Raw genomic sequence first — 13,435 nt, 5'->3', positions numbered from 1 at the left:
CCAGAGCCCGGATCTGGCGCGCCCAGTGATGGGCGGTGGCGCAGGCCTCCATCGCCACGATGGTGGCGGGGATCTTCTTGAGCGCCGGCAGCAGCTTGTCGCGCGAGACGCGCTCGGTGCTCACCACGGCGCCCTGCGCGTCCTGGGCCTCGAACTGGAAGACGGACTTGGCGATGTCCAGGCCGATGATGCTAATCTGCGTCACGGACGGTCTCCTCGGTTGGGTGTCAGACGACCTCAACCTGGCACTTATGATGCCGGCGGGGGCCGTCCACCCCAACATCCCGGGTTCTCGCCTTCGGCGAGCCCCGGGATGACATCGAGGGCATGGCAGCGTCGCGCGAGAGAAGAGGGCTTACGCCGCCTCGTCCCGCTTGCCCAACCGTTTGTCGAGATACGTGTCCACCGTCTGGGTCAGCTCGTCGACCTTGCCGTCGAAGAAGTGGTTGGCGCCGTCGACGATCTGGTGCTCGATGATGACGCCCTTCTGGGTCTTCACCTTCTCGATCACCGGCATCACCTCGCGGGCCGGCGCGACCCGGTCCTCGGAGCCGTGCACGAACAGGCCCGAGGACGGGCAGGGGGCGAGGAAGCTGAAATCGTAGCGGTTGGCCATTGCGGCGATCGAGATGAAGCCCTCGATCTCCGGACGGCGCATCAGCAACTGCATGCCGATCCACGAGCCGAACGACACGCCGGCGATCCAGCAGGCCCGGGCCTCGGGGTTCACCGCCTGCACCCAGTCGAGGGCGGCGGCCGCGTCCGACAACTCGCCGACGCCGTGATCGAACGACCCTTGGCTGCGGCCGACGCCGCGGAAGTTGAAGCGCAGGGCCGCGAAGCCGCGATTCGCGAACGTGTAGAACAGGTTGTAGACGATCTGGTTGTTCATCGTGCCGCCGAATTGCGGGTGCGGATGCAGCACGATGGCGATCGGCGCGCCCTTCTGCTTCGGCGCCTGGTAGCGCCCCTCCAGCCGACCGGCGGGACCGGCGAAGATGACCTCGGGCATGAACGACCTCTTCTCGAGCTTCAAGGGTGCGTGAGCGCCGCGTGGAACCGGACCGGGAGCCCGGGCCCGTAGCTTGACTCGGGGTCCGTCTCCCATAAAAGCACCCTTAGAACGGTTCTAAATGATTAGAATCATTCTAAACAACCGGGTGCTGCAGTCCCGCGTTTCGCGCGGCTGAGAACGCACCATCTGATTACGCGTGTCCGGGGCGGGCCTTAGCACGGTCCCCGGGGGGAAAGGCAAAGGAATTCAGCGCATGGAGCGCGCGCGGGCCTATCTCGACCATAACGCGACCTCCGCCCTGCGGCCCGAGGTGGCGGACGCGGTCGCGCGCGCGCTCGTCGAGCTGCCCGGCAACCCGTCCTCGGTCCACCGCGAGGGGCGGGCCGCGCGCTCCGCCGTCGAGGCGGCGCGGGCCCGGGTCGCGGCCCTCGTGGGCGCTGCGCCCTCGCAGGTGGTGTTCACCAGCGGCGGCACCGAGGCGGCGAACGCGGTCCTGTCGGGTGCCCTGCGGCGGCGCGGCCTGCCGGCGCCGAGCCGGCTGCTCATCGGCGCGACCGAGCACCCGTGCTGCCTGCAGGGTCACCGCTTCGCCCCCGAGGCCACCGAGATCCTGCCGGTCGATGCCGACGGGATTCTGCGCCTCGACATACTCGAGGCGCGGCTCGCGATTCTGGCGGCCGAGGGCGTCACGGCGCTCGTGTCGGTCCAGGCCGCCAACAACGAGACCGGATTGGTCCAGCCCTTGGCGAGGATTGCGGCGCTCGCATGCCAGCACGGCGCCCTGCTCCACAGCGACGCGGTCCAGGCCGCTGGACGGATATCGGTTGCGCGCAATATATTCAGCGCCGACGCCGTGACCCTGTCGGGTCACAAGCTCGGCGCGCCGAAGGGCGTGGGCGCGATCGTGCTCGCGGAGGGAGCGACCCTCGATGGCGCCTTCCTGCGTGGCGGCGGGCAGGAGGCGCGCCTGCGGGCCGGAACCGAGAACGTGCCGGGCATCGTCGGCTTCGGCGTCGCGGCCGAGCTGGCGCTCGCGTCGCTGCCGGCCGAGGCCATCCGCCTCGCGGATCTTCGCGACGCGATCGAGGCGGGCGTGCGGGCCCGCGCGCCGGACGCGGTTTTGTTCGGTGCCGGGGCGGAGCGCCTGCCCAACACATCGTGCTTCGCCGTGCCGGGGCTCAAGGCCGAGACGGCCCTGATCGCCCTGGACCTCGACGGCGTGGCGGTCTCGTCCGGGGCGGCCTGTGCCTCGGGCAAGGTGTCGCGCTCCGGCGTGCTCGCGGCGATGGGGGTGGATCCCACCCTGTCCGCGGGGGCGCTGCGCGTGAGTTTGGGGTGGAACAGCCGGGACAAGGACGGGGAAAGCTTCCTCGCGGCCTTCGATCGGCTGGTTTCATCCCTATATAAGCGCCGGGAACGGGCCGCGTGAGCGCGCAGCCCCTTCCGGCCGTGTCATCACCTCGCGGCCCTTGAAGCCGTCAGCGGTAGGAGACGGGTATGCCTGCAGTGCAGGAGACGGTCGATCGCGTCCGTGCCATCGACGTCGATCAGTACAAGTACGGGTTCGAGACCACGATCGAGATGGAGAAGTCCGAGAAGGGCCTCTCCGAGGACGTGATCCGCTTCATCTCGGCCAAGAAGGACGAGCCGGAGTGGATGCTCGAATGGCGCCTCGACGCCTATCGCCGCTGGCTCACCATGCAGGAGCCGAACTGGGCGCGGGTCGAGTACGACAAGATCAACTATGACGAGCTGTACTATTACGCCGCGCCGAAGCGCAAGGCGGCGCAGTCGCTCGACGAGATCGACCCCGAGATCCTGAAGACCTACGAGAAGCTCGGCATCCCGCTGCGCGAGGTCGAGGTGCTGGAGGGCATCGCCCCCGAGCGCCGCGTCGCAGTCGATGCGGTGTTCGATTCGGTCTCGGTCGCCACCACCTTCAAAGCGGAACTCGCCAAGGCCGGCGTCATCTTCATGCCGATCTCGGAGGCCCTGCGCGAGCATCCCGAGCTGGTGCGGAAGTACCTCGGCTCGGTCGTGCCGGTGACCGACAACTACTTCGCCACGCTGAACTCGGCGGTGTTCTCCGACGGCTCGTTCGTCTACATCCCCCCGGGCGTGCGCTGCCCGATGGAGCTGTCGACCTACTTCCGCATCAACGAGCGTGACACCGGCCAGTTCGAGCGCACGCTGATCATCGCCGACAAGGGCTCCTACGTCTCGTATCTCGAGGGCTGCACCGCCCCGCGCCGCGACGACAACCAGCTCCACGCCGCGGTGGTCGAGCTCGTCGCCCTCGACGACGCCGAGATCAAGTACTCGACGGTGCAGAACTGGTACCCGGGCGACTCGGAAGGCCGCGGCGGCATCTACAACTTCGTGACCAAGCGCGGCGATTGCCGTGGCGTGAACTCGAAGATCTCGTGGACGCAGGTCGAGACCGGCTCGGCGATCACCTGGAAGTACCCGTCCTGCATCCTGCGCGGCGACAATTCCCGCGGCGAGTTCTACTCGATCGCGGTGTCGAACGGCATGCAGCAGGTCGATTCCGGCACCAAGATGATCCATCTCGGCAAGAACACGACGAGCCGGATCATCTCGAAGGGCATCTCGGCCGGCCGGTCGCAGAACACCTACCGCGGCCTCGTCTCGGCGCACAAGAAGGCCAAGGGCGCGCGCAACTTCACCAATTGCGACTCGCTGCTCATCGGCGACCAGTGCGGCGCGCACACCGTGCCCTACATCGAGTCGAAGAACGCGTCCGCGGTGTTCGAGCACGAGGCCACCACCTCGAAGATCTCCGAGGATCAGAAGTTCTACTGCCAGCAGCGCGGCCTCTCCGAGGAGGAGGCGACCGCACTCATCGTCAACGGCTTCGTCCGCGACGTGCTGCAGCAGCTGCCGATGGAGTTCGCCGTCGAGGCCCAGAAGCTGATCTCGATCAGCCTGGAAGGCTCGGTGGGCTGATCGCTTCCAGGCTTCCGGCGCATCGCCGGAAGCCTTCCCTGCCCGACATTCATTGCAACGGATGCGGTATCGCCCGGTCGACCGCTCCCGTCAGGACTGCCTTACCATGCTCGAAATCAAGAACCTGGTCGTCAACATCGAGGACAAGCGCATCCTCAACGGCCTCAGCCTGACCGTCAACGACGGCGAGGTCGCCGCCATCATGGGCCCGAACGGCTCCGGCAAGTCGACCCTGTCCTACGTCATCGCCGGCAAGGAGGACTACGAGGTCCTCGACGGCGAGATCCTGCTCGACGGCGAGAACATCCTGGAGATGGAGGCGGATGCCCGCGCCGCCGCCGGCATCTTCCTGGCCTTCCAGTACCCGCTGGAGATCCCGGGCGTCGGCACGATGACCTTCCTCAAGGCGGCGATGAACGCCCAGCGCAAGACCCGCGGCGAGGAGGAGCTGACCACCCCAGATTTCATGCGCCAGGTCTTCGCGGCAGCCGACAAGCTCGAGATCAACCGCGAGATGCTCAAGCGCGCCCTCAACGTCGGGTTCTCCGGCGGCGAGAAGAAGCGCATGGAGATCCTCCAGATGGCGCTCCTGTCGCCGCGCTTCTGCGTCCTCGACGAGACCGATTCCGGCCTCGACATCGACGCGCTGCGCATCGTCTCGGAGGGCGTGAACGCGCTGCGCGCTCAGAACCGCAGCTTCCTGGTCATCACCCACTACCAGCGCCTGCTCAACCACATTGTGCCCGATACCGTGCACGTGATGGCGCAGGGCCGGGTGGTGAAGTCCGGCGGCAAGGAGCTCGCCCTCGAGCTCGAAGCCTCGGGCTACGCCGAGTACCGGGCGAACGAGGCCGCGTGACCATGGCCGACGTCACCACGCTCCGCACCGCCGCCGAGACCGGGCTCTCGAAGCTCTTCGAGGTCCAGCGGCTCAAGCTCCCGGGGGCGGCCATCGCCCGCGAGGAGGCGTTTCGCTATTTCGAGGCGGCGGGCCTGCCGCATCGCCGCGTCGAGGCGTTCAAGTACACCGACCTGCGCGCCGCGGTTCGCGAGGCCGCGCCGCCGGCCGACGCGCCGGATGCCGAGACCGCCCGCAACGCCGTCAAGACCGCCCGGGGCTTCGCCGGGATCGAGGCGGCGCGCCTGACCTTCGTCAACGGCCACCTGGTCGCGGCGCTCTCCGATCTCGCCGGCCTGCCCGACGGCCTGGAGGTGGTGCCCTTCGCGAAGGCGATGGCCGAGGGGCACCCGCTCCTCGACCACCTCGCCCCGGTCGAGCAGACCCGCGAGAATCCTATCTACCAGCTCAACGCCGCCTTCATGGCGGACGGGGCGGTGATCCGGGTCGCCGAGGGCGCCAAGATCGGGCGGACCCTGCACCTGCGCTTCGTCGGCACCGGTTCCGCGCCGTTCTCGACCGCGACCCGCGTGCTGGTCGTCGCCGGCGTGGATTCCGAGGTCACGCTCATCGAGAGCCACGAGGGTCCGGACGGGATCGCCTACCAGCCCAACGACGTCCTCGACGTCGTGGTCGGCGACCGCGCCCGCGTGCTGCACAGCCGGCTCAACATCGAGGGTGACGCGGCCATCGCGCTCTCCACCGTCTCGGCCCGCCTCGGCGCCGGCTCGCATATCGAGACCGTCAACGTGGTGACCGGGGCGGTGCTGTCGCGCCACCAGCTCTACCTGCACTTCGCGGGCGACGATGCGACCGCCACCGTCAACGGCGCCGCGATGATCCGCGACGGCCAGCTCGCCGACTCGACCCTGCTCGCCGACCACGCCGCCCTCGGCGGCATCAGCCGCGAGCAGTTCAAGACGGTGATCGACGGCGACGCCACCGGCGTGTTCCAGGGCAAGATCATCGTCCGCCAGGTCGCCCAGAAGACCGACGGCAAGATGAAGTCCGACTGCCTCCTCCTCACCGACGAGGGGCAGATGATGAACAAGCCGGAGCTGGAGATCTTCGCCGACGACGTGGTCTGCGGCCACGGCGCCACCTGCGGCGCGCCGGACGACGACCTGCTGTTCTACCTGATGGCCCGCGGCCTGCCGCGCGCCCAGGCCGAGAGCCTGCTGGTCCAGGCCTTCCTCGGCGAGGCGATCGAGGCGGTCACCCACGAGGGTGCCCGCGCCGCGATGATCGCCGAGATCGAGGCCTGGCTCGCCCGCCGCGGCTGACCTCACCCCACGCGACAGGGGCCGGCCTACGGGCCGGCCTCTTCTCTCACGCCCTGCACGAGAGCCCGCCAGAGAGCCCGTCATGAACGCACCCGTCCTCCAGACCCCCTACGACGTCGAGGCGATCCGGGCGCAATTCCCGATCCTGTCGCAGCAGGTCTACGGCAAGCCGCTGGTCTATCTCGACAACGCCGCCTCGGCGCAGAAACCGAAGGCCGTGATCGACGCCATGTCGGGGGCGATGGAGACGGCCTACGCCAACGTGCATCGCGGCCTGCATTTCATGGCGAACGCCGCGACGGAAGGCTTCGAGGGCGCCCGCGAGACCACGCGGCAATTCCTCAACGCCCGCTCCACCGACGAGATCATCTTCACCCGCAACGCCACCGAGGCCTACAACCTCGTGGCGACCTGCATGGGCTGGGCCGGGCTGATCGGCGAGGGTGACGAGATCATCCTGTCGATCATGGAGCACCATTCCAACATCGTGCCCTGGCACTTCCTGCGCGAGCGCCGCGGCGCCGTGCTGAAATTCGCCCCGGTCGACGACGAGGGCAATTTCCTGGTCGAGGAGTTCGAAAAACTCTTCACCCCGAAGACCAAGATGGTGGCGATCAGCCACATGTCGAACGTCCTCGGGACGGTGACGCCGGCGGCGGAGATCGTCCGCATCGCCCACGAGCGTGGCGTGCCGGTGCTGCTCGACGGGGCCCAGAGCGCGGTGCATCAGGCGATCGACGTCCAGGCTCTCGATTGCGACTTCTTCGTCTTCACCGGCCACAAGGTCTACGGCCCGACCGGCATCGGCGTGCTCTACGGCAAGAAGGAATGGCTGGAGCGCCTGCCGCCCTACCAGGGCGGCGGCGAGATGATCGAGATCGTCGAGGAGGAGCGCATCACCTACAACGCGCCCCCGCACCGCTTCGAGGCCGGCACCCCGGCGATCATCGAGGCGATCGGGCTCGGCGCCGCGCTCGAGTTCATGATGAGCCTCGGTCGCGAGCGCATCGCCGCGCACGAGGCGCATCTGCTGGCCTACGCGCAGGAGCGGCTGCGCGGCATGAACAGCCTGCGCATCATAGGCACCGCCAGGACCAAGGGTGCGGTGATCTCCTTCGAGATGAAGGGGGCCCACGCCCACGACGTCGCGACGGTGATCGACCGCCAGGGCGTCGCGGTGCGGGCCGGCACCCACTGCGCCATGCCGCTCTTGAAGCGCTTCGGCACCACCTCGACCTGTCGCGCCTCGTTCGGGCTGTATAATACGACGGCGGAGATCGACGCTCTCGTCTCGGCCCTGACCCGGGCCGAGCGGATGTTCGCGTGAGGATACCATGACCGAGACCCCCGCCGTGGGCGGCGCCAATACCCCGCCACTGAACGCCCAAGTGAGCGCCTCCGCGATCCCGCCGGAGGAGATGGACCGGCTGACCGACGGCATCGTGGCGGCGCTCAAGTCGGTCTACGATCCGGAGATCCCGGCCGACATCTACGAGCTCGGCCTGATCTACCGGGTCGACATCGCCGACGACCGCACCATCGCGATCGACATGACCCTGACCGCGCCGGGCTGCCCGGTCGCCGGCGAGATGCCGGGCTGGGTCGAGAACGCCGTCTCGGCGGTGCCGGGCGTCGCCGGCTGCACCGTCACGATGGTGTTCGATCCGCCGTGGGACCAGAGCCGGATGTCGGACGAGGCCCGCATCGCGCTCGACATGTGGTGAGGGCGCTCAGCGCATCGCGTCGGTGATGCGGACTGCGAAGGTGAGGCCGTCGTAGATCTCGACGAGGGCGAGGCTCGCGCCGATCTCGGGCAGGTCGATGACGGCCTCCAGCCCTTCGAACTGCTCCGGTTGCCAGCCCTCCGCCTCGCGACGATAGAGTAGGGCAACCGGCGCGACGGTTTCGAGGAGCAGGATGTAGCGCAGCGCCGGGTGGCGCTTGTATTCCTCCAGCTTCACGATCTGATCGACCGACACCGTGGCGGGAGAGGCGATCTCGACGGCGAGGCGGGGACCGCCGACCTCCTGAGAATCGGCAACGATCGGGCCTCCATCGACCGTCACGTCGGGCCGCCTGAGCGTGGCGCTGCAGGTGCGCATCACGACGGCGCCGGTCGTCGGCCAACAACCGCTGCCTCGCAGCGGCCGATGCAGGGCGACGATCACGTTCACCTTGACGCGGTCGTGCCGCATGTCCGTGCCGGTCATCATCCGGTTCCGCGGCACCGGCACGCCATCGACCAACTCGAAGGTGTCGTCCTGCTCGTCCTGCCAGCGGAAAAAATCCTCCGGCGTCATACGCCGGTGAGCCGCATCCGCCATCGCCGCCTCCCATCCTAGCACGTCCCGCGGTGGACCGCGGGCGACGGGATGCTTATCTTGCGGCTGTAACGTCACGCCTCAACCGCCCGGGCCTTGAACCCGGCCGTCGGAGAGAGTTTTGAACATGGCACCGAGCTTCAAGGTGATGTCGCTGACCGAGGCCGCCGCCGAGCGGATCAAGCGCATCATGGCCGACGCCGAGCGCCCCATTGCGGGCCTGCGCGTCGGGGTCAAGAACGGCGGCTGCGCCGGCATGAGCTACACGATGGAATACGCCGAGGAGCGCAAGGCCGGCGAGGACGTGGTCGAGGACAAGGGCGTGCGCGTCTTCATCGACCCGAAGGCGGTGCTGTTCCTGCTCGGCACCGAGATGGACTTCCAGACCACGAAGCTCGCGTCGCAGTTCGTGTTCAACAATCCCAACCAGACCTCGGCCTGCGGCTGCGGCGAATCGGTCGCGATCACCCCCGCCGACCCGAACGCGCTGGTCGCCGCCCACGCCTGATCGGGCGAACCGGCCGGCTTCAAGTCCTCATGGTCATCCCGGGGCCGCGAAAGCGGAACCCGGGATCCATCACCGCCCGAGGTTCGGGATGGGGCGGATGGCGTCCCGCGGGCACGGTGCCGCCGATCCCGAATTTGGGGCTTTCGCTACGGCCTGCTCCGGACTGAGAGGCGAGACGTCGGCCCTCACATGGCGCAGCGCTCGGTGCAGCCGCAGCCGTGCCTTGAGCGCAAAAACACCGACCCTCGGCCGGCGCGCTCACACCGTGCGGGAAAAGCGGTCAGGTCGAGGAGTCACGCGACGTCGTTCATGGTCTCGACCGGCACGCCGTCGTCGATCACCTGGTTGCGGCCCGCCCGCTTGGCGGTGAACATGCAATGGTCGGCGCGCTCCAGCAGCGACACCGCGGTGTCGCCGCGCCGGTAGGCGGCGAGGCCGACCGAGATGGTGATCCGCCCCAGGCTCTCGCCGGTGGAGCGCTTGACCAGTTCGCGGCCCATCACGCTGGTGCGGACCTTCTCGGCGATCTCCCGCGACTCGTCCCGGTCGCTGCCCGGCAGGATGATGCCGAATTCCTCGCCGCCGAACCGCGCGATGGTCGTGCGCGGCTCGACCGATTCGCGCATGGTCATCGCCACCAGCCGCAGCACCTGATCCCCGGTGAGATGGCCGTAGAGGTCGTTGAAGCGCTTGAAATGGTCGATGTCGAGCACGATGAGGCAGAGCGGCTGGCCCTGCACCGCGGCGTGGTCGACGGCCTTGTGCAGCATCTCCTCGAAATGCTTGCGGTTGCCGATGCCGGTGAGGGGATCGGTCAGCGACTCGACCCGCACCGCCTCCAGGGTCTCGCGCAGGGTCTCGATCTCGTTGCGGCTCTCGCGCATCCGCGCCTCGAGGGTTCGGTTGTTGGCGGCCACGTCCCGGGTGGTGACGACGAGCGAGGACACGATCTCCCGCACCCGGGCGCGGTTCACCGCCGGCGCGGCGAGATCCTGGGTGAAGGCCTGCAGCGAGGCGCCGTAGCGCGCCGTCGAGCCGAGCGCCGTGTCCAGCATCTCCATGATCTGCTCGATCTCGGCGAGCACGCCGACGCTCGCCCGCTCGGTCTCGGTCGCGAGCCGGCGGCCGTCGAGGTAGGTCTCGAAGAGCTGGTCGACCTGGGCGTCTGCCAGGGTTCCGTGCTCGGCGGTGATCCGCTTGACGGCCTCGATGAGCTGCGCGTTCAGGCCTGCGACGTAGGTGTACCAGACGGCGTAGCTGCGCGGGGTGGCTGACGAGCGATACGCCTTCATCAGCTCCATGGCACGCTGACCGAACAAGAAGCTCCGATCAAGCTCGGCGCTGCTCAGGTCAGGCATCGAACATCTCCGCGCTGGGCGCCGGCTTCGCGCCGCTGCCTCCCTCCGACCTGTAGGGGCGGTCCGTGGAGAAGCAGTTAAGGCGCGAAGGAATTTATGGCCTGACAGACGGGTGAATCGGGGTCTATTCGCCCTCTGTCCGCTTCTTCAGTACAACCGGCCGTAGCAGGAAGGCCGGAACATGAGCGCCCATGCCGATCTCGGCCTCCGGCATCGCGTCGTCGTCCCGGTAACGGCCGCGATCGTTGCGCCGGCCGGCGGAGCGCTCGTCGCCGTGACGGCGCTCGTCCGGCACGCGTCGCTCGGCGGTCGGCCGCGTCGCCTCGCCGTTGCGGCGCGCGGGCGGCGAGGCGGGGACCGCCTCCTGCTGGCGATCCTCGTGCTTGCGATCCTCGCGCTGGCGATCCTCTTGGGGAGCCTCCGACCGGTTGCTCCGCGCCCGGCGCCGGCGGGTCTCGTCCCGGCGGCCCTCGTCGCGCCGCGGCTCGTCGCGGCGGCCCGTCGCCCGCCCCTCGTCCCGACGGCCGCGGCTGCTCCGGCCGCGGCGCTCGGTCGGCTCGGCGGCCTCGTCGTCGGGCAGGCTGGCGAGATCGCCCTCCGCCCAGGCGATCGGCTGGCCGATCAGGGTCTCGATCGCCGCGAGCGACTTCTCGTCGCCGCGGCCGACCAGGGTGAAGGCGGCGCCGGAGCGGCCGGCCCGGCCGGTGCGGCCGATCCGGTGGACGTAGTCCTCGGCGTGGTGCGGCACGTCGAAGTTGAAGACGTGGCTCACCGCCGGGATGTCGAGGCCGCGGGCCGCCACGTCGCTGGCGACGAGCAGCGGCACCTCGCCGGAGCGGAACGCGTCGAGCGCCGCCATGCGGGCGCGCTGATCCATGTCGCCGTGCAGGGCCGCGACGTTGAAGCCGTGGTTCGACAGCGACTTCTGCAGCTGCGCGACGTCGCGCTTGCGGTTGCAGAAGATGATGCCGTTGTTGAGCTCCTCCGCCGCGCGGATCAGCTTGCGCAGGGTCTTGCGCTTCTGGTGTCCCTCGGACCCCGTCGCGACCAGCCGCTGGGTGATGGTCGAGGCGGTCGAGGCGGGGCGCGCCACCTCGATGCGGACGGGATTGTGCAGGAAGTCGTCGGCCAGCCGCTGGATCTCCGGCGGCATCGTCGCGGAGAAGAACAGGGTCTGGCGCGTGAACGGCACCATCTTCACGATGCGCTCGATATCGGGGATGAACCCCATGTCGAGCATCCGGTCGGCCTCGTCGATGACGAGGAGCTCGACGCCGGTGAGCAGCAGCTTGCCGCGCTCGAAATGGTCGAGCAGCCGGCCGGGGGTCGCGATCAGCACGTCGACGCCGCGGGTGATCTTGAGATCCTGGTCGGCGAACGAGACGCCGCCGATCAGCAGCGCGACGTTGAGCTTGTGGTTCGAGCCGTAGCGCTCGAAATTCTCCACGACCTGCGCGGCGAGTTCGCGCGTCGGTTCGAGGATCAGCGTGCGCGGCATCCGGGCGCGGGCCCGGCCCTGCTCCAGCAGGGTCAGCATCGGCAGCGTGAACGCCGCCGTCTTGCCGGTGCCGGTCTGGGCGACGCCCAGAACGTCGCGCCGCGCGAGGACATGCGGAATGGCTTGGGCTTGGATTGGGGTCGGCGTGGTGTAGCCCGCGGCCTCGACGGCCTGCTGCACCTTCTCGCTTAAACCCAGTTCGGCGAATGACATCCTGAGGAGAACCGTTGCGCGCGGGCGGGTCGGGCCGGCACGTAAGACACCGTCGCGGCAACGGCCGGCAGGCAAGGTCGTTTCGCAGCCTCGTCGCGCCGGCGGCGCCGGGGCGGGACGTTCACGCCATTGCTCCGTCGCGTCGGGCACGCGACCGCCCGCAGGACACGCCCGATGCGCGCCCATTTGTCAAGTGCTGACCGGGATTTATTCGGTGAACAGGTCCGCCCCGTCCGCCGTGCGTCGAGCCCCGCGTCAGGGGCGCGGGAGCGCGCTGCAGGGGTCGAGACGCGTACGCGCGGCAGGCCCGGCGATCGACCCGGCGATCGACCCGGTGGTCTCCGGCTCGACGAGGCCGCGCAGCGACGCGACCGTCTCCCGGCGCGGGTCGGCGACGTTGCGCGAGGCGAGGTAGTGAGTCGCCGCGAGCGAGCCCGCGACCGCGAACAAGGCGATCCTCCAGGTGCGCCGGAGCAGGGAAGGGGGTGCGGCCTCGCGCCCGGAAGCGTCCATCTCGGTTCCTCGATCATCATCCTGTGGATTGACCCTGGGGGATCATGGTTAATCCTAAGTGACCGCACTTGCTCGATTTTTTCGATCGCGGGTCGCCGCCGATTCACGTTTCGTTGACGGGTGGAGGGGTAAACCCTGGCCTCGTTGCAGGAATGCGACAGACCGGGTGACCGACCGGGGATAGAAGCGCGCCGGCTCTCGCCAACCAGGACCAGTAAGACAATGAAGAAGATCCTCCTCGCCTCCGTGGCCCTCGTCGGCCTCTCCGCCGCTGCTTCGGCCGCCGACCTGCCGCGCCGCGTCGCCCCGCCGCCGGTCTTCACGCCGGTGCCGGTCTTCACCTGGACGGGCTTCTACGCCGGTTTCAACGCTGGCTACGGCTTCAACACCGCTGACACCCGCGCCGCCACCGTCGTCGGCGTGCCGGCCGGCGCCACCGCTGCCAGCAGCGTGTTCGTCACCGGCGCCGGCGCCCCGACCAACGGCGTGCTCGCCTTCGGCAACCGCAACAGCAACGACGGCTTCGTCGGCGGCGGCCAGATCGGCTACAACTACCAGTTCACCCCGGGCTCGGGCGTGGTCGTCGGCATCGAGGCCGACGCCCAGTACGTCGACTTCGGCCGTGACCGCAACCGCTACGCCTTCGCCACCGTTGCGGGCGGCGGCGTCGCCCCGGGCGCCCTGGTGTTCAACCCGAACGGCATCTCGGGCCTGGACTTCTTCGGCACCGTGCGCGGCCGTCTCGGCTACGCCTGGGATCGCACCCTCGTGTACGCCACCGGCGGTTTCGCCTACGGCTCGGGCGGCGGTCGCGATTTCGGCCTGACCAACAGCTCGCGTGACGACTTCCAGACCGGCTGG

At 68.9% G+C, this 13,435-nt stretch carries 13 protein-coding genes and 1 pseudogene; 8 read left to right on the top strand and 6 right to left on the bottom strand.

The features are described from left to right. Window positions 1-205, bottom strand: a pseudogene (locus BM430_RS33390) (IS110 family transposase); the annotation flags it as partial. Between the two features lie 150 nt (window positions 206-355). After that, complete coding sequence (locus tag BM430_RS33385; protein WP_093571473.1) at window positions 356-1,012, bottom strand: alpha/beta hydrolase; 657 nt, start codon at window positions 1,010-1,012, stop codon at window positions 356-358. Between the two features lie 256 nt (window positions 1,013-1,268). Between BM430_RS33385 and BM430_RS33380 the strand changes: the two genes are divergently transcribed. The 6 genes from BM430_RS33380 (at window position 1,269) to BM430_RS33355 (ending at window position 7,887) form a co-directional block, all read left to right on the top strand. Further along, a complete protein-coding gene (locus BM430_RS33380) occupies window positions 1,269-2,444 on the top strand; it encodes a cysteine desulfurase family protein (protein ID WP_093571472.1) in 1,176 nt (391 codons plus the stop codon). A 68-nt stretch (window positions 2,445-2,512) separates the two neighbouring features. Then, window positions 2,513-3,982 carry a Fe-S cluster assembly protein SufB gene (sufB, locus tag BM430_RS33375; protein ID WP_093571471.1) on the top strand — a complete coding sequence of 490 codons (1,470 nt, stop codon included), beginning with the start codon at window positions 2,513-2,515 and terminating at the stop codon, window positions 3,980-3,982. Between the two features lie 106 nt (window positions 3,983-4,088). After that, a complete protein-coding gene (gene sufC, locus BM430_RS33370; RefSeq protein WP_060847531.1) occupies window positions 4,089-4,841 on the top strand; it encodes a Fe-S cluster assembly ATPase SufC in 753 nt (250 codons plus the stop codon). A gap of 2 nt (window positions 4,842-4,843) precedes the next feature. Further along, on the top strand, window positions 4,844-6,163 hold the full coding sequence (locus tag BM430_RS33365) for a SufB/SufD family protein (protein ID WP_093571470.1): 1,320 nt from the start codon (window positions 4,844-4,846) through the stop codon (window positions 6,161-6,163). 82 nt (window positions 6,164-6,245) lie between these two features. Next, window positions 6,246-7,490, top strand: a complete 1,245-nt coding sequence (locus tag BM430_RS33360; RefSeq protein WP_093571469.1) for a cysteine desulfurase — start codon at window positions 6,246-6,248, stop codon at window positions 7,488-7,490. A gap of 91 nt (window positions 7,491-7,581) precedes the next feature. Beyond that, entirely contained in the window at window positions 7,582-7,887 is a 306-nt protein-coding gene (locus BM430_RS33355) for an SUF system Fe-S cluster assembly protein (RefSeq protein ID WP_244539784.1), read from the top strand. 6 nt (window positions 7,888-7,893) lie between these two features. On the opposite strand, the gene BM430_RS33350 is transcribed toward BM430_RS33355, so the two are convergent. Then, on the bottom strand, window positions 7,894-8,487 hold the full coding sequence (locus BM430_RS33350; RefSeq protein WP_093571467.1) for a Uma2 family endonuclease: 594 nt from the start codon (window positions 8,485-8,487) through the stop codon (window positions 7,894-7,896). A gap of 124 nt (window positions 8,488-8,611) precedes the next feature. On the opposite strand from BM430_RS33350, the gene sufA reads away from it, so the two are divergent. Beyond that, on the top strand, window positions 8,612-8,992 hold the full coding sequence (sufA, locus tag BM430_RS33345; RefSeq protein ID WP_093571466.1) for a Fe-S cluster assembly scaffold SufA: 381 nt from the start codon (window positions 8,612-8,614) through the stop codon (window positions 8,990-8,992). A 293-nt stretch (window positions 8,993-9,285) separates the two neighbouring features. Here the strand turns inward: sufA and BM430_RS33340 are convergent, their stop codons facing one another. From BM430_RS33340 to BM430_RS33330, 3 genes are all read right to left on the bottom strand, one after another. Next, the gene (locus BM430_RS33340; protein ID WP_093571465.1) at window positions 9,286-10,350 is read right to left on the bottom strand and encodes a GGDEF domain-containing protein; all 1,065 of its coding nucleotides are present in this window, start codon (window positions 10,348-10,350) and stop codon (window positions 9,286-9,288) included. A 124-nt stretch (window positions 10,351-10,474) separates the two neighbouring features. Further along, the gene (locus tag BM430_RS33335; RefSeq protein WP_093571464.1) at window positions 10,475-12,061 is read right to left on the bottom strand and encodes a DEAD/DEAH box helicase; all 1,587 of its coding nucleotides are present in this window, start codon (window positions 12,059-12,061) and stop codon (window positions 10,475-10,477) included. A gap of 255 nt (window positions 12,062-12,316) precedes the next feature. Further along, window positions 12,317-12,574, bottom strand: a complete 258-nt coding sequence (locus BM430_RS33330) for a hypothetical protein (RefSeq protein WP_093571463.1) — start codon at window positions 12,572-12,574, stop codon at window positions 12,317-12,319. A gap of 222 nt (window positions 12,575-12,796) precedes the next feature. On the opposite strand from BM430_RS33330, the gene BM430_RS33325 reads away from it, so the two are divergent. Beyond that, the coding region (locus BM430_RS33325) for a porin (protein ID WP_093571462.1) at window positions 12,797-13,435 on the top strand (639 nt) is incomplete at its 3' end.

This window comes from Methylobacterium sp. 174MFSha1.1 (assembly GCF_900116815.1).
Taxonomy (GTDB): Bacteria; Pseudomonadota; Alphaproteobacteria; order Rhizobiales; family Beijerinckiaceae; genus Methylobacterium.
Note: the sequence above shows the minus strand (reverse complement) of the source record. Positions and strands in the feature narration are given on the sequence as shown.